A 14067-nucleotide genomic window follows, 5' to 3' on the forward strand; every position below is an offset into this window, starting at 1 on the left:
GGAACCCTTCCTGCAGCCTTTTTCAGGCGGCGACGGTGTCCATCGAGTGGACCGAGTCGGCCACCGGCAGCACTTCGCGGCGAATCTGCTCGCCAGCCAATTGAGCAGCCACTTTCAGGTCGTAAGCGGTTTGCAGGTCCATCCAATACTGGGCAGGCGTGCCGAAGAATCGGGCCAGACGCAGCGCCGAATCTGGGCTGATGCCGCGGCGCTCGCGCACGATGTCGTTCACGCGGGGTGCTGGCACGTGCAGCCGAATGGCCAGCCCGCTGGCTGACAAACCGTGGCGTGCCATGAATTGACTGCGCAGGATGGCGCCAGGGTGTACGGCTTCAGAGTTGCTCATGATGGTCGGCTTTTTGAAAGATACTGAGGTGCATCCTAGGGGCTGGCGGGCGCGGCGACTGTCAATATCGGTACAGTTTGCATGCAATCCATCTAACCCATTCGGGGGATGCGCTTGAGTCTGCCACAGAATTGACACGCCCGACGTTCATGAACCGCCGTACTGATCCAGTTCCGCCCAGCTTGATGCCCGCGTTGCGATCGCACATCTGGTTTGCCAGTTGCCCCGAGGCTTTGCAGGAGGGCTTGCTGGCGCGAGGCCGGCTGTGGTCCCTCAAACCGGGCGAGACCTTGTTTTCACAAGGTGAAGACCATGGTGGCCTGTGCTGTGTGGTGGCCGGGGCGCTCAAGGTGGGGTCCATCAATCCGCGAGATGGCACGCACCGGCTGTCCCTTTACCTGGAGCCCTACCAGTGGCTGGGAGAAATCGCGCTGATCGACCGCAAACCGCGCAGCCAGGACGCCGTGGCGGACACCGATTCCACCGTGTTGGTGATACCGCAGTCCCTGTTGGAGCCCTGGCTGGACGCCAACCCCCCATACTGGCGCGACATCGCCCGGCTGGCGTGTGGCAAGTTGAGGCTGATGTTGATGGCGGCCGAGGACAGTGCATCGATGGCCATTGAACAGCAGTTGGCGCGCCGCCTGGTGTTCGCGGCCACCAGCTACGGGCACGCCGTGCAACCCACCTTGCGCAAGCGCTTGCGCCTGCCCCAGGAATACCTGGCACGCATGCTGGGCGTGTCACGGCAAACGATCAACAAGGCCTTGAAGTCCCTGGCGGCTGATCGCGTCATCGCGGTGCATTACGCGGAGATTGAAATCCTGGATGCCAAGGCGCTGGCCACCATGGCGGGCCACTTCGACGCGGCTTTGTGGAGTGGGCTGGAGGAGGGCGGCCCTTGACGAGCTTCAAACCGGGCGGGGTTTGACCTTGCCAGCCGCTTCCTTGGCGCGCGCGCGGGCCACGTCCAATTGCTCGTCAAACGCCAGGGCCACGCCCATGCGGCGTTTGACAAAACTCTCGGGCTTGCCAAACAGGCGCAGGTCGGTGTTGGGCACGCGCAGGGCCTCGGCCACGCCGTCGAACACCATGGCCTGGGCATCGACACCGCCGTAGATGACGGCCGAGGCGCCGGGCGTGCGCAGCGCGGTGTTCACCGGCAGGCCGAGGATGGCGCGGGCGTGCAGTTCGAACTCGCTTTGCACCTGGGTGGCCAGGGTGACCAGGCCGGTGTCGTGCGGGCGGGGGCTGACCTCGCTGAACCACACTTGCGCGCCCTTGACGAACAACTCCACGCCGAACAGCCCCTGGCCGCCCAGGTCGTCGGTCACGGCTTTGGCAATGGCCTGCGCCTGGGTCAAGGCCTGGGGGTGCATGGGATGCGGCTGCCAGCTTTCCACGTAGTCACCGCTGACCTGCAGGTGGCCGATGGGTTCGCAAAACTGGGTGGTGATCTGGCCTTGCTCGTCCACGGCGCGCACGGTCAGCAAGGTGATCTCGTAGTCGAAATCGATGAAGCCTTCGACGATGACGCGGCCATGGCTCACGCGCCCACCGGCCATCGCGTAATCCCACGCTTTTTGAACATCGGCGGGCCCATCGATCTTGCTCTGGCCTTTGCCCGACGAGCTCATCACCGGCTTGACGATGCAGGGGTAGCCGATCTTGCCGTCGATGGCGGCTTGCAGCTCTTGCAATGAATCGGCGAACACGTAGGGGCTGGTGGGCAGCGACAGCGTCTCGGCGGCCAGGCGGCGGATGCCTTCGCGGTCCATGGTGAGGCGGGCGGCGCGGGCCGTGGGGATGACGCGGACCACGCCTTGTGCTTCCAGCTCTTCCAGCACCGAGGTGGCAATGGCTTCGATCTCGGGCACGACCAGGTGAGGGCGTTCGGCCAGGATCAGTGTGCGCAACTGGTCGGCGTCGCTCATGGTGATCGTGCGGCTGTGGTGGGCCACTTGCTGCCCTGGGGCGTTCTGGTAGCGGTCCACCGCGATGGTCTCCACGCCCAGGCGCTGAAGGGCGATCAGCACTTCCTTGCCCAGCTCGCCCGAGCCCAGCAGCATGACGCGCGTGGCGGCTGGCGACAAGGGTGTGCCAAGGGAAAGGGTGTGGCCTGGGGTGCTTCTGGTGGGTGTGCTCATGGCGGGCTGGCGGCTGAAAGTACGGCGTGGCGGTCAGCCATTGTCCGCCATGGGCAACTCGACGGTGAAGCGGCTGCCGCGGTCAGGGTGGCTGTCCACATGCAAGCGCCCGCCCAGCCTGCCCACCAGGCGCTGGACCACGGCCAGGCCCAGGCCTGTGCCGTCGACGCGCAGCGCACGCGCATCTTCCAGCCGCACATAGGGTTGGAAGATGGTCTGCAAGTGCTGGGGGGCGATGCCGATGCCGGAGTCTTCGACCACGATCGTCATGCCGCGCGCGCCGTGTGGGCGTGACGGGCTGGCGTGCACGGTGACGCCGCCCACCAGGGTGTACTTGAGGGCGTTGCTGATCAGGTTGCACACGATCTGCCTGACCCGCGTGGCATCGCTCTTGACCGCTTGCAGGGCGGCTTGATCGCCGGGGGCAAGCTCGATGCGCAAGCTCAGGCCCTTGGCCTGGGCCTGCCCGATCCAGTCGTCGCGCAGCTCGTTGAGCAATTGGGGCAAGTCGAAGGTGTCCGCCTGGATGCGCAAGGCGGGGTCTTCCAGGCGGGTGAACTCGGTGACGTCGCGCAGGTGGGTGTCCAGTTGGGTGGCGCTGTTGCGCAGGCGGTCAAGCGCGCGCGTTTCGGCGCTGCCGCGCAGCTTGAGGGCCAGCAGATCGATGCTGCCGAGCATGGCTTGCAAAGGGGTGCGGATCTCGTGCGAGAGCATGGCCAGGAAGCGCTCTTTGCCCTTGAAGGCTTCTTGCTGCGAAGTGCCGAGCTGGACGCGCAAATGAACGATGAAGCTGAGTGCGAGGATGCAAGCGGGGTGAATGAGCACCGAGGCCAGCAGCGTTTTCTGGGTGAGCAGGTGTGCGTCGGTCCAGCCGCCGGCCGGCGCGGGCGTTTGCAGGCTGAACAGGTATTGGGCCAGCACGCCAGCGTAGGTGAGGCCGCTGATCCAGACGCCGCCGCGTTGCCAGGCCACGAAGGCGATGACGTAGAACACCGGGATCAATTGCACCAGCGAAGTCACGGCGTACAGCTGGGGCAGGGACTGCCCGTCCACGCCCAGGTGGAGGGCCACCAGCAGGTACACGCTGGTGGCGATGAGCGTGGGCGGCGCGGCCAAGGACATGCAGCGGGGTTGGACCATGTGCAGCACACCCACTCCGAAGTACAAGGCCGACAGTGCTGGGATGGTCCATTGATCCCAGGGGGTGAGCAGGCCTTCCTGGCGGTCAGTGAGCCAGATGAGCAGGGTGCCGATGGCGGCGAGCATGGCCACGCCGGTCATCAGGCGGGCATGCCGGGCATCGACAGGCCGGGGCGGCGTGCGGGTCATGCAGGTGTGCTGTTGGCCAGGCGGTCCAGTTTGCTCTGGATGGTGGCCGTCAGCACGGCCGGGCGCACGGGCTTTTCAAAGAAGGCCACGCCCTGGGTGCGCAGCAGCGTGGTCAGGTCGGCCTCGGTGGCGGCGCCGCCGCGCAACTGGCCGGTCAGCAGCACGATGGGGGCTTGGGGGCGGGCGGCGCGGATCTGTTCGACCAAGGCGTGCGAGGTCTGACCCACGCCCAGGATCAGGTCGACCACGAAGGCGTCGTAATCGGCCAGGGGCGTGCCGAGCAACTGGGCGGCGCTGGTGAATGAATCGGCGCGGTAGCCGGTCTCGTTGAACCAGTCGCCCAGTGCCTCGGCCGAGGCGAGATCGTCGTCGACCACGGCGATGCGCGCAGGCCTGGCCTGGCTGTTCTGGGTCATGGTGACTTGGGCGACCTGGTAATGCGGCCCTTGAATCCCCTGCGCTTGCAGCGCAGCCGGGCTGGCCACCCACCAGCCTTGGGCATCGTGCGCGGCGGCCAGCACCACGCCTGGCAGTGCACTGCCGACGATCTGCGCGCCCAGGCGGACCTCGCAAGGAAGGGCTTGGCCTTCGATCAGGAACTGGGCCGCTTGGGTGGCGTTGGGCGAGTGGCTGGCCAGGGCGGGCGAGACAGGTCCGGGTGGCGCAGCTTGAGGGGCAAACACCTGGTCGAGCGATTCGCCATGGTGCTGCGTGATGGCCATCACCTCGCCAAACAACCAGACCGCCCCGCGCAATTTGCGCCGAGCCTGGCTGATGGAGATGCCGGTGATTTGCGCCACGGCCGCCGCCTGTTGCCGCGCGGGAATGCCGTGGCGCTCCATCAGGGCACTGAGGCATTCGGCGGCCATCGTGGAGGACGGGTCGCGCGCCTCGTCGCTGGGCAATGGTGTGGCGTGGGGTTCCAGGGCGGCCATGGGTCGTTTATGCGCAGATCTGATTCATTTGAATCATTTTTGCATCTTGTAAAGGGGTGTCAGGCGATACAATCATGAAAGCGCTCAAATATGACCGCATGGGGCGCCCGCTCAGGGAATTCATCACAACACCACTGGCCCTTAGGGGCTGGTCGGCATGGCCACTGTTCTGGTTTGAACATGGCCGCCGGATGCCAAAGGCTTTGAAGGCCACCTTTTCGAAGGTGGCCTTTTTTTCGTGGGCGTCCATTGTCACCTGTGCAACGGCAAGGCGTTCAAGGGAATGCGAAGGTAGGTGATGCCATTGTCGTCGGCCGGTGGAAATTGGCCGCCACGCACATTGACCTGGATCGAAGGCAGGATCAGCGTGGGCATCTCCAGAGTGGCGTCGCGCGCTTGGCGCATGGCCACGAACTCCGCTTCGCTGATGCCGTCGTGCGCATGGATGTTGTGGGCGCGTTGTTCCGCCACGGTCGTCTGCCATTGGGGCGCTCGTCCGTTGGGCGGGTAGTCGTGGCAGACGAAAACCTGAGTGGCCGGCGGGAGCTCAAGGAGTCGCCGCATTGACCGGTACAGGGTGTGGGCATTGCCGCCGGGAAAGTCGGCGCGCGCGCTGCCCACGTCGGGCATGAACAGGGTGTCGCCCACGAACACGGCGCCACCGACCAGGTAGGCCATGTCGGCCGGGGTGTGGCCGGGCACCAGCATCGCGGTGGCGGTGATGTTCCCGATCTGGAACGTCTCGCCCTCCCGGAAAAGGTGGTCGAACTGGCTGCCATCGGGCAGGAATGTGCGCTCCAGGTTGTAGATCTTCTTGAAGGTGGCCTGGACTTCGCGGATGTGCTCGCCAATGGCAATGCGCCCGCCCGCGTGTTGTTGCACATGGCGGGCGCCGGACAAATGATCGGCGTGCGCGTGGGTTTCCAAGATCCAGTCCACGCTCAGTTCGTGGACGCGCAGGTAGGCCAGCACCTGGTCAGCCGAATCGGTGGTGGTGTGGCCCGACTTGAAGTCGTAATCGAGCACCGGATCAATGACGGCGGCACGCCGGGTGGCAGGGTCGGACACCACGTAGGACACGGTCCAGGTTTTGGGGTCAAAAAAGGCTTGGACGGTGGCCTGAGCATTCATGCGTCAACTCCTGGTTAAACAATATATTGATGTCAAGCCGAGTGAATCATTCCCTGCATGACCAAAACCACGACCATTGATCCAATCCTCTTGCACAACGCGGCTGGGCGGGCAGTCGGCGGTATCTTAGGCGGCTTGCTGTGGCGGGCTTGCTGTTTGGCGTGGGTTGGGGCATTGCCGGCTTTTGCCCCGGGCCGGGCCTGGTGGCCTTGGGCATGGGTTTGTTCGGGTGGTTTGAGCGACGGGGGTGGTCATGATGAGTGAAGTGGTGCGGCGTGTGGCCATCGTGTCGGCCATGCCCGAAGAGTTGAGCGCCTTGTTGCAGGCCATGCCGCCGGGCAGTCAGGTGCAGCGCGCCGGCCGCACGTTCTGGTTGAGCCAGTGGTGTGGTCACGAGGTGGTGGCCGTGCTGTCGCGCATTGGCAAGGTCGCGGCGGCCACCACCACCACCTTGCTGCTCACCGAGTTCGGGGTAGACCGCGTGCTGTTCACTGGCGTGGCCGGTGGCCTGGGCCATGGCGTGAGGGTGGGCGACGTGGTGGTGGCCGATGCCTTGCTGCAGCACGACATGGATGCCTCACCCCTGTTCCCGCGGTTTGAATTGCCCGGCCTGGGGGTGGACCGCCTGCAGGCCGATGCAGATCTGGCGAGCTTGGTGGCGCAGGCCGCCACCGAAGTGCTCGACGAAGCCCACCTGCATGGGTTGGTGCCATCCGCGCCGCGTGTGCACCTGGGGTTGGTGATCAGTGGCGATCTCTTTGTTGATACCACCAGCGAGAGCGAGGCTTTGCGCCTGGCCGTGCCCGAGGCCTTGGCGGTGGAAATGGAAGGGGCTGCGCTGGCCCAGGTGTGCCACGACTTTGGCGTGCCCTTTGCCGTGATCCGCACGATCTCGGACCGCGCGGATGACGCAGCGCACATTGATTTCCAGCGCTTTGTACAAGAGGTGGCCAGCCGCTATTCTCTGGCGGTGGTCAGGGCCGTGCTGGCGCGCCTGCCACCGTGAAACACAACAAGCTGGAGACCCGCATGACACGCTTCCACTCGTTCAAGGAGTTCTATCCCTTTTACCTGTCGCAGCACGCCGACCTGACCTGCCGCCGCTTGCACGTGCTGGGTTCACTGCTGGTGCTGGTGGCTCTGGTGGCGGTGGTGGTGTCAGGGCAGTGGGTCTTTCTGCTGGGCGTGCCCTTCATCGGCTATACCTTTGCCTGGGTGGGCCATTTTGTGTTCGAGAAGAACAAGCCGGCCACGTTCAGCCACCCCGTCTACAGCTTCATGGGCGATTGGGTGATGCTGTACCAAGTCTTGACGGGCAAGGTGCAATGGTGAGCTGTTCCGGTCAAGCCAGGCGGTCCGAGACAAAGCGGATCAGGCGGTGTCGCGAGGCCGTGTAAGGCGGGAAGAAAAACCGGATCGAGTTCAGCCAGCCACCTTGCAGCACAGAACGTTCATGTGAGAAGGCTTTGAAACCGTGATGGCCATGGCAACTGCCCACGCCCGAGTTGTTGACACCACCAAACGGCAGACCCGTGTGCGCTACATGGACGATGCAATGGTTCACACATGCACCGCCCGAGCTGGTGTTCGCCAGCACGTGGTGCGCACGGGCCTGGTCTTGCGTCCACAGGTACAGCGCCAGCGGTTTGGGCTGGCGGTTGATCTGCCCGATCACCTGGTCCAGGTCGGTGTAGCTGATCACCGGGAAGATCGGCCCGAAGATCTCTTCCTGCAGCAAGGCGGCATCCAGCGGCACGCCTTCGATCAGGGTGGGGGCGACATAGCATTGCGCCACGTCCACCTCGCCGCCCGCCAACACCTTGGCGCCCCGCTGCACGGCTTGGTCCAGCATGGCCTGCAGGCGCTGTGTGTGCCGGGGGTTGACGATGCGGGCCAGGTCGGGGCTGCGTTGCTGTTCCAGAGCACTGGTGCCATAGCGGGTGTGCAGCACGTTTTGACACGCGGCCAGGAAGCGGGCTTTGACGAACTCGTGCACATACAGGTGGTCGGGGGCCAGGCAGGTCTGCCCGGCGTTGATCAGCTTGCCCCACAGGATGGTTTCGGCCGCCTGCTCCACATTGGCGGTCTCATCCACGATGGTGGGTGATTTGCCGCCCAGCTCCAGGGTGATGCTGCCCAGGTGCTTGGCGGCCGCGGCCATCACCAGTTTGCCCACGGCGGGGGAACCTGTGAAGAAGATGTGGTCAAAAGGCTTGTCAAGCAAAGCCTGCGCGGTGGGCAGGCTGCCCTCGAACAGTGCCACCTCGTCCAGCTTGAACACGGTGGCGATGATTCGCGCCAGCACGGCGCTGACGTGCGGTGCCATCTCAGAAGGCTTCAATATGACCGTGTTGCCTGCCGCGATGGCCGAGATCAGCGGGCAGATTGAGAGGTTGAGCGGGTAGTTCCAGGGCGCGATGATCAGGCAGCGGCCGCGTGGCTGGTGTTGTACCCAGGCCCGGTTTCCGAGGGTGAGCAGGGTGGGTCTGACCCGTGTCGGCTTCATCCAGGCTTTGAGGTGCCCAATGGCATGGCGAAGCTCGTCCAGGATCGGGATGATCTCCGAGCCCTCGACCTCGGTTTCGGGCTTGCGGAAATCTTGCTGGAAGGCCTGGTAAAGCGCTTCACGGTGGGCCAGGATGACCTCACGCAGCTTGACGAGCCGTGCCACGCGCTCGGCGCCCGTTGAGTTGCGCCAGCGCAAGGCGGTGGAGCCCTGTGCGTCGAAAACTTCTTGCATCAGAGCGGGATCGCTCTCGGACATCGCAACGGACATGGGGAACGCTCCTGCAGCTCGCCGCACTGTAGCCATCAGCGCTGACGAGACCTATAAGCGTTTTACCCAATAGGTAGTTGATTGACGTTAACGTCACACGAGCCTAGCATGGGCCCATGCAAAACTTCGTTTCCACGCCTGCCCGCTTCGTGCAGACGGCCTTGCGGCACGCCGATCAACCCGGCTATTTCGTGCGCGAGGCCGGGGGTTGGAAGTCGACCTCCTGGAACGACTACGCCGATCAGGTCGACGCGGCCGCGCGCGCGCTGCTGGCCTTGGGCGTCCAACGCGGTGACGTGGTGTGCGTGCTGGGCTTCAACCGGCCTGAGTGGGTGATCATGGACATGGCGGCGATGATGATTGGCGCCGTGCCGGCCGGCATCTACTGGACCAGCCCGCCCAACGAGGTCGAATACGTGCTCAACCACTCGCGCAGCCCGGTGCTGCTGGTGGACAGCGATGAGCGGCACCAGCAGGTGGCGGCTTTGCGAGGCCGGTTGCCCCATCTGCGGCAAATCGTCCGGATGAAGGGGGCCACCAGCCTGGGCGATGCCTTGTCGTGGGAGGCCTTCATGGCGCTGGGCGAGGCGCGCCTGCAGACCCTGGTAGAGCGTCGCCTGCACGAGTTGCAGCCTGGCGACTCGGGCACCTGCATCTACACCTCGGGCACCACGGGGCCGGCGAAGGCGGTGATGCTGTCGCATGCCAACCTGGCCTGGAGCGCCACGGCCTTGGGCCAGTCGCTCACCGCCACGGCGAAAGAGCGCGTCATCTCTTACTTGCCGCTGGCCCATGTGGCCGAGCAGATGGTCAGCATCCACACGCCCGCCATGGTGGGTTTTCCAATCTACTTTGCACGCAGCCTGGACGAGTTGGGCGAGCATCTCAAGGAGGTCCGCCCGACCATTTTCTTTGGCGTGCCGCGCGTGTGGGAAAAGATGCACGCCGGCATCCAGGCCAAGCTGGCGGCGGCCACCGGGGTGAAAAAACACCTGGCCGCCTGGGCCTTGCGCGTGGGCCAGCAATGGCACGGCGCGATTCTGGATGGGCGCCAGCCTGGTGCGTGGCTGAACTGGCAGAAGAAATGGGCCGGCCAACTGGTCCACCAGAAAGTGAAGGCGGCCATCGGCCTGGACCAGGCGCACATGCTGTCATCCGGGGCGGCGCCCATCGCGGCCGAGAAGCTCCGCTTCATGAGCGGGCTGGACCTGGTCATCCGCGAGGTCTATGGGCAATCCGAAACCTGCGGCGCCACCAGCCTGAGCACCGAAGGCGCCACGCGCATTGGCTCGGTGGGGCGGCCCTTGAAGGGCGTGGACATGCGCATTGCCGATGATGGCGAGGTCATGGTGCGCGGGCCGCACATCTTCCAGGGTTATGCCGGCAGCCCCCAGGCCACGGCCGAGGCCATGCAGGATGGCTGGCTGTTCAGCGGCGACCTGGGACACATCGATGCCGATGGCTACCTGTACATCACCGGGCGCAAGAAGGACCTGCTGATCACCTCGGGTGGCAAGAACATCTCGCCCGCCAACATCGAGGCCGACCTGATGACCCTGCCGCTGGTGGAACATGCCGTGGTGTGTGGCGATGGGCGCCACTACCTGAGCGCTTTGGTCACGGTCAATCAGGAGGTCCTCGCCGCTCTGGTCGCCGCCAGCCTGATCAGCGGGCCTGACCTGCACCAACACCCCTTGGTGCTGGAAGAGTTGCAGCGCGGCATCGACGAGGTCAATGCCCGGCAGGCTCGGGTGGCACACATCCGCAAGTTCAGTGTTCTGCCTGGCGCCTTGTCGATCGAGGCGGGTGACCTGACACCCACCTTGAAGGTCAAACGCAAGGCCGTGATCGCACGCTACCAGCACCTGGTCGACGAGATGTACGAGGACAAGCCCGCGATGCAGGCTTGAGCGGCCTCCTCAGGTGGTGGGCGGCGTCATGCCTGGGGGCATGCCGCCCGTGGGCGGTGTGCCTCCGCCGCCGCCCCCGCCGCTGTTGGTTTCCGCGCTGGCGCACCGGTTGCTCGCATCGATCAGGATGTCGAACTTGGCCGTCACGTACTTGGCGGTGCGGGCCAGGGTGAGCTTGAGCGAATCGCCCGCCACGGCCCCAGGGATGCAACTGTTGTTGCCGTTGTAGACCTGGTCGGTGCTGTGCGGTTGGTCGGGCAGGCCATGCGTGTAGTACGGCAGCATGGTGTCGGTGTAGACCAGTTGCGTCAACTGCTCATCGAAGAAGAACTGCGTGGTCAGCTCCGAACTCTTGGCCCCGTTGCTGTATTGCCGGACCTTGCAATGGATGTGCGGTGAGCGCCCCGAGTACCACCCCGGGTAGATGCTGCGAAATTGCACCTTGCCTTGCTTGTCGCTGACCTGATAGCCGCGCAAGAACTTCTTGCCCACCGTGCCATTGCTGCTCACGTCGGAGTACAGGCCCTGGGCGTTGCAATGCCACAGATCAACGAAGGCCCCAGGCAGAGGCTTGGTCGCGCCCGTGGTGGTGTCCAAGGTGGAGACCGTCACCGACAGCAAGAGCAGCAGGCCTTCTTGTGTGCTGCCGTCGCTCGGGTCAACGCGGATGTCTGGCCGGTTCAGCAACTCGTCGACAAAGTACGGGCCTTCGGTCACGTCCACAGTGGAGCGGTTGCCCAAGGCGGCGCGCGTCAAGGGCGCGGCCACGACGAGCGCGGTGCTGGCGGCGGCTTGCTTGAGCAGCAGGCGACGGGGCGTGTTGATCAGGTGGGTGCTCATGCATTCACCTCCTTGGATTTGGTGCGGGCCCAGGCCAGCATGGGCAAGGCGCCCAGCCACAGCAGCATCGACGTGGGTTCGGGCACGGCGCTCACCACCGTCACGGCCACCTGCAAGGGGTACAGGTTGCTGTTGGTGAACCACACATCGCCGGCGTCATCGCTGTTGGCCCACAGGCCGTTGAAACCGGTGCCCGATCCTTCGCTGGACTCGGTCCACGACCAGTTCGTGCTGCCCGTCGCGTTGCTCAGCACCAGCCAGTAGCTGCTGCCCGCGAGCAGGTCAACGTCGTTCAGCGTGAAGCCCAGTGAGCCGCTTGAAGAGGTGCCCGCCGTGAAGTTGGCCAGCAGGCTGCCGGGAATCAGGCCGCTGGCATCGCTGCTGTACAGCGCCAGGGTGCTGGCTCCGCTGTCGGCCGTGCCGGACAAGACCGCCTCCAGCGTGGCCAGGCTGTAGTCGGCATCGGCCATGAAGCTGGCGGCCAGCCAGCTGGTGGCGGTGGCGGCCAAGGTGTCGCTGGAGGCCTGCGCCGTGTTGTCGGACAGCGTGGTGGCCTGGGCGGTGAAGGGCGTGGCCAAAGCGAGGGCGCACAGGGCGCTGGCCACGCATATGGCCTTCAGCCGGGTGGTGAGGGATCGGTGGGTCATGTTGGTTGCTCCAATGTCTGCTTGCTTGGGATCGCCAGCTTGACCACGCCATTTGTCGGCTTTGTGCGCACTTCATGTCCGCCTCGACACACAGCGCCTACCGCGCCGACACCATGGCCGGGCAGACTGCCTAGAATGAGTTCCATGAATCGATGTCTGGTGGTTGACGATGACGGCGAGATCCGCGACTCGGTGCGCGATTACTTGCAGCGTTTCGGCATGGCGGTGACCACCGCCTCGTGCGGTGCGGAGATGCGCCGCCTGGTGCAGTCGGGCACCTTCGATGTCATCGTGCTGGACCTGATGCTGCCCGATGACAATGGCCTGGCGCTGTGCCGCTGGGTGCAGGACACCGCCGGCACCCCCGTGATCATGCTGACCGCGCAGGGCGACCCGGCCAGCCGGGTGCTGGGGCTGGAAGTGGGCGCGGACGACTACCTGGCCAAGCCCTTCGAGCCGCGCGAACTGGTGGCCCGCATCAACGCCGTCCTGCGCCGTGCCCAGAAAGGCGAACGTGGCAAGGAAGACGCTCAGCGCGTGGTCCAGTTCAAAGGCTGGAAGTTCGACCGGCTGCTGCGCCAACTGGTGTCGCCGCAAGACGTGGTCGTGGCCCTGTCCAGTGCCGAGTACCGCTTGCTGGCGGCCTTCGTCGAACGCCCCGGCCGGGTGCTCAGCCGCGACCAGTTGATCGACCTCACGCGCGCGCCGGGGGTGGAGGTCAATGACCGCAGCATCGATCTGGCGGTGTCGCGTTTGCGCCAGAAGCTGGGCGACTCATCCCGCGAACCTCTCCTGATCAAGACCATGCGTGGCGAAGGCTATTTGTTCGACGTGAAAGTGCAGGCATGAATCTGAAACGCTGGCTGGGCGACACCCTGTTCAGGCGCCTGTTCATCCTGATGTGGGTGGCGCTGGTGGGCAGCCACGTGGTGGCCTACTCCGTGGTGACACTGCTGCACAGCGAATCGCCGCCACATGGGCCGCAGGCTGGTGGGCCGGCCTTGCCCACCTTCCCGTCCCTGCCCCCCACCCCCGGCTTTGAGCACGGCCCTGGTGGCCCACATGATCCTGGGCACCCAGACATGGACGATGGCGGGCCATTCGGCGAGCCGCCCATCGACTCCCTGCCCACGGGCCTGCTGGTGCTTGACTACGGCATCAGACTGCTGATCATCGGTCTGGCGGCCTGGTTGGGTGCCCGCTGGTTGTCCCGGCCCATGCAGACCCTGGCCACAGCATCGCGTGCCTTGACGGCTTCGCTGGGTCAGGATCCGGGCATCCCCAGATTGGACGACACCCAGGGCACGACCGAGGTGCGGGAAACAGCCCGCGTCTTCAACGACATGGCCAAGCGCCTGAACGAGCAGTTCAAGGCGCGCGGCCTGATGGTGGCGGCCTTGTCGCACGACCTGCGCACACCCTTGACGCGCATGCGCCTGCGCATGGTCAGCTTGCCGGAGGATCCGCTGGTCGAACGCTGCGTGAACGACATCCACGAAATGAACGAGTTGATCGACTCGGCCTTGCAGATGTTCCGCGACGCGGGATCCACCGAACCGTTTCAGAACACCGAGCTGTGCTCGGTGGTGCAGTCGCTGACCGATGACCTGGTGGAGCAGGGCCTGCCCGTGAGCTTCCAGGGCACGGCTGCGGTGGTGCGGGCCCAGCCAGTGTTGCTGCGCCGGGTGGTGTCCAACCTGGTCAGCAATGCGCTGCGCTATGGTCAGCGTGCCGATGTGTCGGTGCAGGCGCACGAGCACCAGGTGCGCATTGTGGTGGACGACATCGGGCCCGGCATCCCGGCCGACCAGTTGGAGACGGTGTTCCAGCCCTTTTACCGGGTTGAAAGCTCTCGCAACCGCGACACTGGCGGCACGGGCCTGGGCTTGTACATTGCCCGTGATCTGATCACGCGGCAGGGCGGCACGCTGACCTTGGCGAACCGTCCTGAAGGCGGCCTGCGTGCCGAGGTGATCTTGCCACGCGGCAAGGCACTTCCTTGACGG

At 65.1% G+C, this 14067-nt stretch carries 14 protein-coding genes and 1 pseudogene; 7 read left to right on the top strand and 8 right to left on the bottom strand.

Going from position 1 to position 14067, the window contains the following annotated elements; translation table 11 throughout:
- Positions 1-22: 22 nt before the first annotated feature.
- Positions 23-346 (bottom strand): HigA family addiction module antitoxin, encoded by a 324-nt coding sequence (locus tag LQ232_RS01235; RefSeq protein ID WP_230177851.1) that lies wholly within the window; start codon positions 344-346, stop codon positions 23-25.
- Between the two features lie 149 nt (positions 347-495).
- Here LQ232_RS01235 and LQ232_RS01240 point away from each other — a divergent pair, with 149 nt between their 5' ends.
- Positions 496-1251: a Crp/Fnr family transcriptional regulator gene (locus tag LQ232_RS01240; protein WP_230177853.1), complete on the top strand. Its 756-nt coding sequence runs from the start codon at positions 496-498 to the stop codon at positions 1249-1251.
- Between the two features lie 6 nt (positions 1252-1257).
- Here the strand turns inward: LQ232_RS01240 and purT are convergent, their stop codons facing one another.
- From purT to LQ232_RS01260, 4 genes are all read right to left on the bottom strand, one after another.
- On the bottom strand, positions 1258-2493 hold the full coding sequence (gene purT, locus LQ232_RS01245; RefSeq protein WP_230177855.1) for a formate-dependent phosphoribosylglycinamide formyltransferase: 1236 nt from the start codon (positions 2491-2493) through the stop codon (positions 1258-1260).
- 33 nt (positions 2494-2526) lie between these two features.
- The gene (locus LQ232_RS01250; protein ID WP_230177858.1) at positions 2527-3822 is read right to left on the bottom strand and encodes a HAMP domain-containing sensor histidine kinase; all 1296 of its coding nucleotides are present in this window, start codon (positions 3820-3822) and stop codon (positions 2527-2529) included.
- A complete protein-coding gene (locus LQ232_RS01255; RefSeq protein WP_230177860.1) occupies positions 3819-4757 on the bottom strand; it encodes a helix-turn-helix domain-containing protein in 939 nt (312 codons plus the stop codon). The genes LQ232_RS01250 and LQ232_RS01255 overlap by 4 nt, the downstream gene beginning before the upstream one ends.
- A gap of 252 nt (positions 4758-5009) precedes the next feature.
- Positions 5010-5888, bottom strand: coding sequence for an MBL fold metallo-hydrolase (locus LQ232_RS01260; RefSeq protein WP_230177862.1), 879 nt, complete (start codon positions 5886-5888; stop codon positions 5010-5012).
- Positions 5889-6001: 113 nt separating this feature from the next.
- Here LQ232_RS01260 and LQ232_RS01265 point away from each other — a divergent pair.
- The 3 genes and pseudogenes from LQ232_RS01265 to LQ232_RS01275 form a co-directional block, all read left to right on the top strand.
- Positions 6002-6109 (top strand): annotated as a pseudogene (locus tag LQ232_RS01265) (DUF6691 family protein); the annotation flags it as partial.
- A 35-nt stretch (positions 6110-6144) separates the two neighbouring features.
- A complete protein-coding gene (locus LQ232_RS01270; protein ID WP_230179695.1) occupies positions 6145-6894 on the top strand; it encodes a 5'-methylthioadenosine/adenosylhomocysteine nucleosidase in 750 nt (249 codons plus the stop codon).
- A gap of 23 nt (positions 6895-6917) precedes the next feature.
- A complete protein-coding gene (locus LQ232_RS01275; protein ID WP_230177864.1) occupies positions 6918-7220 on the top strand; it encodes an Mpo1-like protein in 303 nt (100 codons plus the stop codon).
- A 10-nt stretch (positions 7221-7230) separates the two neighbouring features.
- Here the strand turns inward: LQ232_RS01275 and LQ232_RS01280 are convergent, their stop codons facing one another.
- Entirely contained in the window at positions 7231-8664 is a 1434-nt protein-coding gene (locus tag LQ232_RS01280) for an aldehyde dehydrogenase family protein (RefSeq protein WP_230177867.1), read from the bottom strand.
- 116 nt (positions 8665-8780) lie between these two features.
- On the opposite strand from LQ232_RS01280, the gene LQ232_RS01285 reads away from it, so the two are divergent.
- A complete protein-coding gene (locus LQ232_RS01285) occupies positions 8781-10574 on the top strand; it encodes a long-chain fatty acid--CoA ligase (RefSeq protein ID WP_230177869.1) in 1794 nt (597 codons plus the stop codon).
- A 9-nt stretch (positions 10575-10583) separates the two neighbouring features.
- On the opposite strand, the gene LQ232_RS01290 is transcribed toward LQ232_RS01285, so the two are convergent.
- Both LQ232_RS01290 and LQ232_RS01295 read right to left on the bottom strand, forming a co-directional pair.
- Positions 10584-11414 (bottom strand): hypothetical protein, encoded by an 831-nt coding sequence (locus LQ232_RS01290; RefSeq protein WP_230177871.1) that lies wholly within the window; start codon positions 11412-11414, stop codon positions 10584-10586.
- On the bottom strand, positions 11411-12061 hold the full coding sequence (locus LQ232_RS01295) for a choice-of-anchor R domain-containing protein (RefSeq protein ID WP_230177873.1): 651 nt from the start codon (positions 12059-12061) through the stop codon (positions 11411-11413). Before LQ232_RS01295 ends, LQ232_RS01290 begins: the two co-directional genes overlap by 4 nt.
- Positions 12062-12205: 144 nt before the next feature.
- On the opposite strand from LQ232_RS01295, the gene LQ232_RS01300 reads away from it, so the two are divergent.
- Entirely contained in the window at positions 12206-12910 is a 705-nt protein-coding gene (locus LQ232_RS01300; RefSeq protein ID WP_305878296.1) for a response regulator transcription factor, read from the top strand.
- A complete protein-coding gene (locus LQ232_RS01305; RefSeq protein WP_230177877.1) occupies positions 12907-14064 on the top strand; it encodes an ATP-binding protein in 1158 nt (385 codons plus the stop codon). Before LQ232_RS01300 ends, LQ232_RS01305 begins: the two co-directional genes overlap by 4 nt.
- Positions 14065-14067 lie beyond the last annotated feature (3 nt).

This window comes from Aquabacterium sp. CECT 9606 (assembly GCF_918741295.1).
GTDB lineage: Bacteria > Pseudomonadota > Gammaproteobacteria > Burkholderiales > Burkholderiaceae_C > Aquabacterium.

Coding starts and splice junctions, on each gene's coding strand:
- LQ232_RS01270 (WP_230179695.1), top strand. CDS start 6,145: ATGAGTGAAGTGGTGCGGCGTGTGGCCATCGTGTCGGCCATGCCCGAA.
- LQ232_RS01285 (WP_230177869.1), top strand. CDS start 8,781: ATGCAAAACTTCGTTTCCACGCCTGCCCGCTTCGTGCAGACGGCCTTG.
- LQ232_RS01305 (WP_230177877.1), top strand. CDS start 12,907: ATGAATCTGAAACGCTGGCTGGGCGACACCCTGTTCAGGCGCCTGTTC.
- LQ232_RS01300 (WP_305878296.1), top strand. CDS start 12,206: ATGAATCGATGTCTGGTGGTTGACGATGACGGCGAGATCCGCGACTCG.
- LQ232_RS01295 (WP_230177873.1), bottom strand. CDS start 12,061: ATGACCCACCGATCCCTCACCACCCGGCTGAAGGCCATATGCGTGGCC.
- LQ232_RS01290 (WP_230177871.1), bottom strand. CDS start 11,414: ATGAGCACCCACCTGATCAACACGCCCCGTCGCCTGCTGCTCAAGCAA.
- purT (WP_230177855.1), bottom strand. CDS start 2,493: ATGAGCACACCCACCAGAAGCACCCCAGGCCACACCCTTTCCCTTGGC.
- LQ232_RS01240 (WP_230177853.1), top strand. CDS start 496: ATGAACCGCCGTACTGATCCAGTTCCGCCCAGCTTGATGCCCGCGTTG.
- LQ232_RS01275 (WP_230177864.1), top strand. CDS start 6,918: ATGACACGCTTCCACTCGTTCAAGGAGTTCTATCCCTTTTACCTGTCG.
- LQ232_RS01250 (WP_230177858.1), bottom strand. CDS start 3,822: ATGACCCGCACGCCGCCCCGGCCTGTCGATGCCCGGCATGCCCGCCTG.
- LQ232_RS01260 (WP_230177862.1), bottom strand. CDS start 5,888: ATGAATGCTCAGGCCACCGTCCAAGCCTTTTTTGACCCCAAAACCTGG.
- LQ232_RS01255 (WP_230177860.1), bottom strand. CDS start 4,757: ATGGCCGCCCTGGAACCCCACGCCACACCATTGCCCAGCGACGAGGCG.
- LQ232_RS01280 (WP_230177867.1), bottom strand. CDS start 8,664: ATGTCCGTTGCGATGTCCGAGAGCGATCCCGCTCTGATGCAAGAAGTT.
- LQ232_RS01235 (WP_230177851.1), bottom strand. CDS start 346: ATGAGCAACTCTGAAGCCGTACACCCTGGCGCCATCCTGCGCAGTCAA.